Below are 7,293 nucleotides of genomic sequence, written 5' to 3'. Positions count from 1 at the left end.
AAGCGGCTGTTGGTGCTTGATGGATTGGTTAGGTTCTTGAAATCATAGCACTTTCAGCCGCTTTCTTTTATACCCTGTGAGAAATCCGGGCTAGCTTATCTGCTGGGGTAGAAAATCCCACTGTTATTCGGAGGAATTATGATTCTTCCCATTGACGGTGGACACCACCAGAATGTAATACGCTACGATGAGGTGCACCATGGGAAAGTCGATAATAACAATGAAAAAAATCATACACCCGTTATTCAAATGCCTACCGGCAATAAGCGTTAGTGCTGGCTGATCGCATGGGTGTCGTCGCTGAAGTTTGTGAGTTAAGTGGTGTACTTACTTTGTGAAAGCCTCAAGTGAAGTGCACCCTTTGTCCACCGTTATCGCCAGGCTTTCGGTGTTCAGCAGATGCGCCACATGGAAGCAGGCAACAGCGGGCACGCCAAAGCCTTTATGAGCCGCCACCTAAAAGCCATCGAAGCCTCGCTCTCCATGGTCGAAGAGGAAGAGAGCGCACCGGATCTGCAGCAGATTTTTGGCGGGTAAGGGCGGTTTCGGATCGCTAAAAAACAGCGCCTGGGGCTTATTAAGGAGGGCTTACATCAACCGCCAAAACGCGTCGACCAGTGGGTTTTTTAGGTTTTTCTTTAAGGTAAACAAACCAATATCGTAGGGTTCCAGTTCCGGTGTCACGTCGAGCACGCGAATGCGATCCATCAATGGGCTGTTGTCGAGGACGATTTTTGGCACCACGCCAATCCCAAAGCCCAAGCTCACCATACTCACAATGGCTTCATTGCCGGTGACCTGTGCATAAATGCGCGGGGAGACATCCAACTGGCGAAACCACTCATCCACACGGGCTCTTGAGACTCCGCTCTCCGATAGAATCATCGGGATGCTCGCCCACTCTTCCGGTGTGGTTGGTGTGTTAGTAGGCACATTCGGCACTTGCTGCTCAACAGGCGCAATAAACAGTAAAGGTGACGTAGCAATGGGTTTAAAAGCCAAGCCACGCGGCAGGTTGGCAGGCTGCGCGGCAATGCTTAGGTCTTCCTTGCCATCCAGAACACGGGCAATCGCATGTTCTGGATCACCCGTGCGCAACTTTATCTCTATCACCGGGTAGGCAATACGAAAGCGGCGCAGTAGCTCGTATAAAAAGCTGTAGCTGGCGGTAACGGAGCCATACAAGCTGATTTCACCACTTAGCTGGTCAGAGTTGTCGGTTAACTCATGACGAATCAAGTTCCACTGGCTACTGGCATCGCGGGCATACTTGAGAAATTTTTGCCCTGCCTGAGTCAACACCACGGTACGGTTGTCGCGATTAAACAGCGATACGCCCAGCTCATCTTCTAAATGACGAATGTTGCGCGACAAGGCAGAAATGCTGATATAGCACTCATCGCTGGCGCGTCCGAAATGCAGGGTTTCTGCCAAGGCGAGGAACTGTTTTAAAATTTTATAGTTCATAAACGCCATAATAATTGATATTTGCAAAAATCGGGATACGCTGTTGCAAATATATCAATTTAAGAAATGCTCACTCTTGTATAGATTGTCCTTATCCACATGGCGCTGGATCTTGCATTGAGCGGCTATGTCTCCCTTTTTCGTGTCGGTGTGGCTCACATCGATATGGTGATCATAAATATTTAGGATGTTAACGATGGCTAACTACTTCAATACGCTGCCGCTTCGCGAGCAACTGGCTGAACTCGCCAAATGCCGTTTTATGTACAGCTCTGAATTTGCTGATGGCGTAGACGCGCTAAAAGGCAAAAAAATGGTGGTGATCGGCTGTGGCGCGCAAGGCCTTAACCAAGGCTTGAACCTACGCGACAGCGGCTTAGACGTCTCTTACGCACTGCGCCCAGAAGCCATTGAACAAAAACGTCAGTCTTGGAAAAACGCCTCTGAGAACGGCTTCGTAGTAGGTACTTACGAAGAGCTGATCCCCACGGCAGACGTGGTTTTGAATCTTACGCCCGATAAGCAGCACACCTCTGTTGTAACGGCGGTAATGCCGCTGATGAAGCAGGGCGCTTGCCTGTCTTACTCTCACGGGTTCAACATCGTAGAAGAAGGCATGAAAGTCCGTGAAGACTTAACTGTCATCATGGTAGCGCCTAAGTGCCCGGGTTCTGAAGTGCGCGCTGAATACGTGCGCGGTTTCGGTGTTCCCACCTTGATCGCTGTTCACGAAGACAATGATCCTAAAGGCGAAGGCCTTGCCCTGGCAAAAGCCTACGCAGTAGGTACTGGCGGCCACAAAGCGGGCGTATTGATGTCCTCTTTCATCGCGGAAGTTAAATCCGACCTGATGGGTGAGCAAACGATCCTTTGCGGCATGCTGCAAACCGGTTCTATCCTTTGCTTCGACAAAATGATCGAAGAAGGTATCGAGCCTGGCTACGCCTCTAAGCTGATCCAGTATGGCTGGGAAAACATCACTGAAGCACTGAAATACGGCGGCGTGACTAACATGCTGGATCGTCTTTCTAACCCAGCTAAGATCAAAGCCTTTGATCTTGCTGAAGAGCTGAAAGAGATTATGCGCCCGCTGTACAACAAGCACCAAGACGACATCATCAGTGGCCACTTCTCTAAAACGATGATGGAAGACTGGGCGAACGATGACGCTAACCTGCTAAAATGGCGTGCAGAAACAGCAGAAACGAACTTCGAGAAAACACCTGCTGGTAACGTAGAAATTACTGAACAGGAATACTTCGACAACGGCATCTTGATGGTGGCGATGGTTAAAGCGGGCGTTGAGCTTGCTTTCGAAACCATGACGGCGGCTGGCATCATCGCCGAGTCTGCTTACTACGAGTCTCTCCACGAAACGCCGCTTATCGCCAACACCATTGCGCGTAAGAAACTGTACGAGATGAACGCGACTATCTCTGATACAGCGGAATATGGTTGCTACCTCTACAACCACGCGTGTGTGCCGCTACTGGCTGACTTTATGAAAGGCATCAAATCCGATGTTATCGGTAAAGGCCTGGATCTAGACGACAACGGCGTTGATAACGCGCGTTTGATCGAAGTCAACGATGCGCTTCGCGCCCACCCGGTTGAAGCCGTTGGCGCAGTGCTTCGTGGCCACATGGCTGATATGAAGAAGATCGTTTAATCGGCTGATTAAATGATAGCTCGTCAAAGAATAGACCGCTAAGTCATCTAAAAAGCCGAGATATCGCCACGATATTCTCGGCTTTTTTGTCTCATTTTATTCGAACACTGACTTTTCCAAACAATAAGGAACACATTGATGGAGCCTTCCAGCCGCTTAGAGAGTATTCAGCTAAAAAAAGCGACGATCAGTTTTGATGATCGCTTCACCCTAAGCGAGATTGATTGGATCATCGAACCCCACCAACATTGGGTTATCACTGGCACCAATGGCTCAGGAAAATCGGCCCTGGCGGCGGCGCTGGCGGGCGTTGGCAAAATTGAAGCAGGCACGGTTCAAGGGCTTCCCAAAAACGTTGGTTTGGTCTCTTTCGAAGCGCAAGCCGAACTCATCGCCAAAGAACTGAAAAAAGACGATGCCGATATCATGGATGTCATTTCTCTAGGCACCCCCGTCAGTGAAATGATTTTCGAGCAGTGCCAAGACCCTGAACTCGCAAGCGAGCTGGTCGAAAAATTCGGGCTGAGCAAGCTGCTTGACCGCGCCTTTCGTAAACTCTCCACCGGCGAAACCCGCAAGGTCATGCTGATTCGTGCGCTGGCGAGCAAGCCGGACCTACTGATTTTAGACGAGCCGTTTGATGGTTTGGACGTCGACACCCTCGCCATGCTGCAAGCCCATCTCGCTTCCATTATCGACACCGTTCCCATGGTGATGGTGCTGAACCGCTTTGATGAAATGCCGGACTTCATCACCCATGTGGCCTATCTGGATAAAGAGCGCTTGGAGAAAAAGAGAGGGGATAAACAACGGGGAGATAGTGGCCGATTAGCGTTCATGGTAGAGCGTCAGGACGAAGCCGCTTTCAATGAGCTGTACCAATTGCTGCATTTGAAAACCACCGATCTAAGCGTGCCCGAGGCCGACCCAGCCAATCAATTACCCGCTCTCGACCCCAGCCAGCCGTTGGTGAAGCTCAAACAAGCGACTATCCAATACGGCGATACCGTGATTGTCGATAAGCTCGACTGGACGATAGAGCAGGGCCAGCACTGGCAACTGAGTGGCCCTAACGGTAGCGGTAAAACAGGCGTCTTGTCCTTGATCACGGGGGATCATCCGCAGTGCTATACCAACGATATTTTTGTGTTTGGCTTCCAGCGCGGTAACGGCGAAAGCATCTGGCAGATCAAGCAGTTTATCGGCTATGTCTCCACCGCCCTGCAGTGGGAATATCGCGTTAGCACCAGCTGCAAAAACGTGATTATTTCAGGCTTCTACGACAGCATCGGTATGTATTCAAAATCCACCAATCACCAGAAAAAGATTGCCGACCAGTGGCTCGAATTACTCGGCATGCAAGAGCGCACCGATCAGCCCTTTAACAAACTCTCCTATGGCGACCAGCGTCTGCTACTTATCGCCCGCGCCATGGTGAAGCACCCGCCGCTATTGATCCTAGACGAGCCCTGCCTCGGCCTGGACGATATGAACCGCCAGCTGGTGCTAGCGCTTATCGAGAAAATCTGTGAAGGCAAAGAAACCACGGTGCTTTACGTGAATCACCACACGGAAGACAAGATAAAAGAGATAGATAACCATTTGGCGTTGGAGAAAAATCATTAGTCGGCGGGGCAGCTCGGCTAGGCGCTAGCGCTGGGCTTTGTGGCTATTTTGGTGACGCGCAGCGGTATGCATTTCCCGGCAAAAGCGGCGGGGTCATAAATTATTCGTAGTGACTCCAGAGCCTGAGAACTTTTACCGTTCGCTCGTCTTCGAGCACTTGATACACCAGGCGATGCTGAATATTGATGCGGCGAGAATAGGCTCCCGCAAGATCACCAATAAGCTTCTCAAACGGAGGCGGCTTGCGGTAAGGATCTTCTGCAATCAGTGCCAACAGTTCCTGGGCTTTTGGTTTAAGGCCGCTGGAGGCAAGTTTCTTTGCATCTTTCTGGGCTTGCTTGGTGTAGACCAACTTCCATGTCACCAGTCCAACTCCTTATCGCATTCAGCTACCGGGGTATTTATCCCCTCACGAATCGATTCCCGCATACCGGGTACGGAGAGCAGATAAAGCGTTTCCTGAATGGCAGACCAATCTTCTTCGGATACCAAAACGGCACTGTTCCGCTTCCCCATAATGACGACTGGCTGGTGGGACTCGGCTGTTTCATCTATCAACCGGTAAAGGTTGCTGCGTGCCTCAGTTGCTGTGATACCAGTCATGACGCACCTCTAATGTGTTTAGTTCTTCATAAAGTGTACGTTACTACGCACGTACGTCAAGGCGAGCGTATTCTTAACGCTGCGTCATAGGTGTCACCTGGGACCACTTGTGTACGCGCAGCATGGGCATGAACTAATGGGGTGAAAGTCCCCTGTGGGACAATCACTGCCGGTTGGGTTTACCCGATTGAACGTAAACCACTAGCGAGTGGCTACGGCACTGGGCTTGATGGAGATCTTGATGCTGCGCCGAAAATATAGCTTCCACTACTCTAGAAGCCTTTCCGGTGCATCCATGTCCTCGTGAAGCACACGAACGACGAGCACTTCCGGTTCATGCAGTTGATAAACAACAGCGTGGTGCTCGACCTGTAATCTGCGATACCCAGAAAAAATAGGGTCGTAGTTAGCGCCAAGTGATGGATGCTCAATCAGCCGTTTCATGCCGGTCTCAAGCCGATCCGGGTAGTTATCCTCCTGATCAACGCCCCATTCCTCACAGGTATACACCCAAATTCCGATGAGATCAGATTCCGCCTTTGGCGTGACATTCAACTCAAGCACTAATCAACCGCCTTGATCCGCTGACGGCCAGCCGCCTTAATAGCCGATATATCCAGGAGTTTCGGGTTCCCGGTTGACTCACCCTCAACGAGGGCTTGCCTCAGTATGGCAAGACGTTGTTTGGCCTGCTGATCCCTTCGGATAAGATCGCGGATGTATTCACTATCGTTGCCAAAATGGCCGCTTTCAATCTGAGCTTTTACCCAGTTGTCCTGCTGCTCAGTCAGCGTGATGGTTTTCCGGTGCATGCTCAGGGCTGATGCTCCAAACATGGGTGAGGTATGACATTATCATGCTCCTCCCGCCACTGAATCAATGATGCTCTTACGCCCCCAAGCAGGGACATATTTTTGCGTTTTGTGCGAAGCGAAGCAAAAATATGTGATTTGTTAGAGAAATATCACTCATGACCTTCAGGAATGATTATTAAAAGAAAACGACTATGCGCCCAGCCTTTGACGTTTACGTTCGCAACATGATCGAAATACTCAACCTTTGCCCAATCTCTGTGTCGCTCAAGTTCCACTAACTTTTGATTCCTTGGGATACTTCCGATTACATCATGGTCTGTGCTCGGCCCAGACCGTAAATTCATAGATCGATCTGAAACTAAAAAAGATTTATTCAGCTCATTTGTTGTTGATTCAGTTAGCTGTGCAGAAATTGTTTGCTCTAAGTCGTCCATTCTAGCGAGCAACCTTTCCTCTGATTCTTGAGAAGATAGCTGAGAAAGGTAAAAGAGAAAAAGTGCCAGAAAAAGCTGTATATAAAATTCTGCGCTTAGGATTCCAGGCGGAGCGCTTTTAGCTCTTTTTTGAATTTCTACAGACAGGTCGTCTAGAGGTTCACCACCTGATAGGTTCTCGTATTCACTAACGATAAGTCCATAAGCTTCAGAGAACGTCAGAGCCCCGTATCCATGACTCATTTGTTTCGAAACGCTTAAAAAAGCCTCAATTGCAGGGCTTTTTTCAATTGCACGTAAAGCTCTTAACGCAGGAGAATCCTGCATTTGCTGAATAGCCTTGAAGGCTGGTGATTTTTGAAAATCCCTAATGGCTGCTTTCGCTGCGGGAGAACTTTCCAGCTCCCGTATCATACGGATTGTGGGAGACTCTTCGAACTCCCGGATCATTTTAATTGCGGGAGAGTTTTGTAACTGATACTTCGATTTTAGCGCCGACTGGTCATTTAACTCGCGCATTACCCGCATAGAAGATGATCTCTCTATAGCTCGAATTGCGCGAATAGAGGGCGAGTTATCAAGGTCGCGGATAGCTTTTAAGGCGGGGCTGTGGAATATAATATCCTTCATAATTAATGGCTCAAGTTGTCTTCCTCTAACGCAGAGCTTTGCGGCAATT

The 7,293-nt window shown here is 49.6% G+C and carries 8 protein-coding genes and 1 pseudogene; 3 read left to right on the top strand and 6 right to left on the bottom strand.

Annotated elements, in window-relative coordinates; genetic code table 11:
• Positions 1-405: 405 nt before the first annotated feature.
• Positions 406-537 (top strand): annotated as a pseudogene (locus ACQKE4_RS04835) (GntR family transcriptional regulator); the annotation flags it as partial.
• Positions 538-588: 51 nt separating this feature from the next.
• Here ACQKE4_RS04835 and ilvY read toward each other — a convergent pair.
• On the bottom strand, positions 589-1,467 hold the full coding sequence (ilvY, locus tag ACQKE4_RS04830; protein ID WP_427387153.1) for an HTH-type transcriptional activator IlvY: 879 nt from the start codon (positions 1,465-1,467) through the stop codon (positions 589-591).
• 196 nt (positions 1,468-1,663) lie between these two features.
• Here ilvY and ilvC point away from each other — a divergent pair, with 196 nt between their 5' ends.
• Positions 1,664-3,136: a ketol-acid reductoisomerase gene (ilvC, locus tag ACQKE4_RS04825; protein WP_427387152.1), complete on the top strand. Its 1,473-nt coding sequence runs from the start codon at positions 1,664-1,666 to the stop codon at positions 3,134-3,136.
• Between the two features lie 138 nt (positions 3,137-3,274).
• On the top strand, positions 3,275-4,762 hold the full coding sequence (modF, locus tag ACQKE4_RS04820) for a molybdate ABC transporter ATP-binding protein ModF (RefSeq protein ID WP_427387151.1): 1,488 nt from the start codon (positions 3,275-3,277) through the stop codon (positions 4,760-4,762).
• Positions 4,763-4,862: 100 nt separating this feature from the next.
• On the opposite strand, the gene ACQKE4_RS04815 is transcribed toward modF, so the two are convergent.
• The 5 genes from ACQKE4_RS04815 to ACQKE4_RS04795 form a co-directional block, all read right to left on the bottom strand.
• Entirely contained in the window at positions 4,863-5,126 is a 264-nt protein-coding gene (locus tag ACQKE4_RS04815) for a Txe/YoeB family addiction module toxin (protein WP_427387150.1), read from the bottom strand.
• On the bottom strand, positions 5,123-5,365 hold the full coding sequence (locus ACQKE4_RS04810) for a type II toxin-antitoxin system Phd/YefM family antitoxin (RefSeq protein ID WP_427387149.1): 243 nt from the start codon (positions 5,363-5,365) through the stop codon (positions 5,123-5,125). The genes ACQKE4_RS04815 and ACQKE4_RS04810 overlap by 4 nt, the downstream gene beginning before the upstream one ends.
• 267 nt (positions 5,366-5,632) lie before the next feature.
• Positions 5,633-5,929 (bottom strand): type II toxin-antitoxin system RelE/ParE family toxin, encoded by a 297-nt coding sequence (locus ACQKE4_RS04805; protein WP_427387148.1) that lies wholly within the window; start codon positions 5,927-5,929, stop codon positions 5,633-5,635.
• Positions 5,929-6,177, bottom strand: a complete 249-nt coding sequence (locus tag ACQKE4_RS04800) for a type II toxin-antitoxin system ParD family antitoxin (RefSeq protein WP_427387147.1) — start codon at positions 6,175-6,177, stop codon at positions 5,929-5,931. The genes ACQKE4_RS04805 and ACQKE4_RS04800 overlap by 1 nt, the downstream gene beginning before the upstream one ends.
• A 152-nt stretch (positions 6,178-6,329) precedes the next feature.
• On the bottom strand, positions 6,330-7,244 hold the full coding sequence (locus tag ACQKE4_RS04795; protein WP_427387146.1) for an SH3 domain-containing protein: 915 nt from the start codon (positions 7,242-7,244) through the stop codon (positions 6,330-6,332).
• Positions 7,245-7,293 lie beyond the last annotated feature (49 nt).

The organism is Halomonas sp. NPDC076908, from assembly GCF_050269715.1.
Taxonomy (GTDB): Bacteria; Pseudomonadota; Gammaproteobacteria; order Pseudomonadales; family Halomonadaceae; genus Vreelandella.
This window is presented reverse-complemented; position numbering and strand designations above follow the sequence as displayed.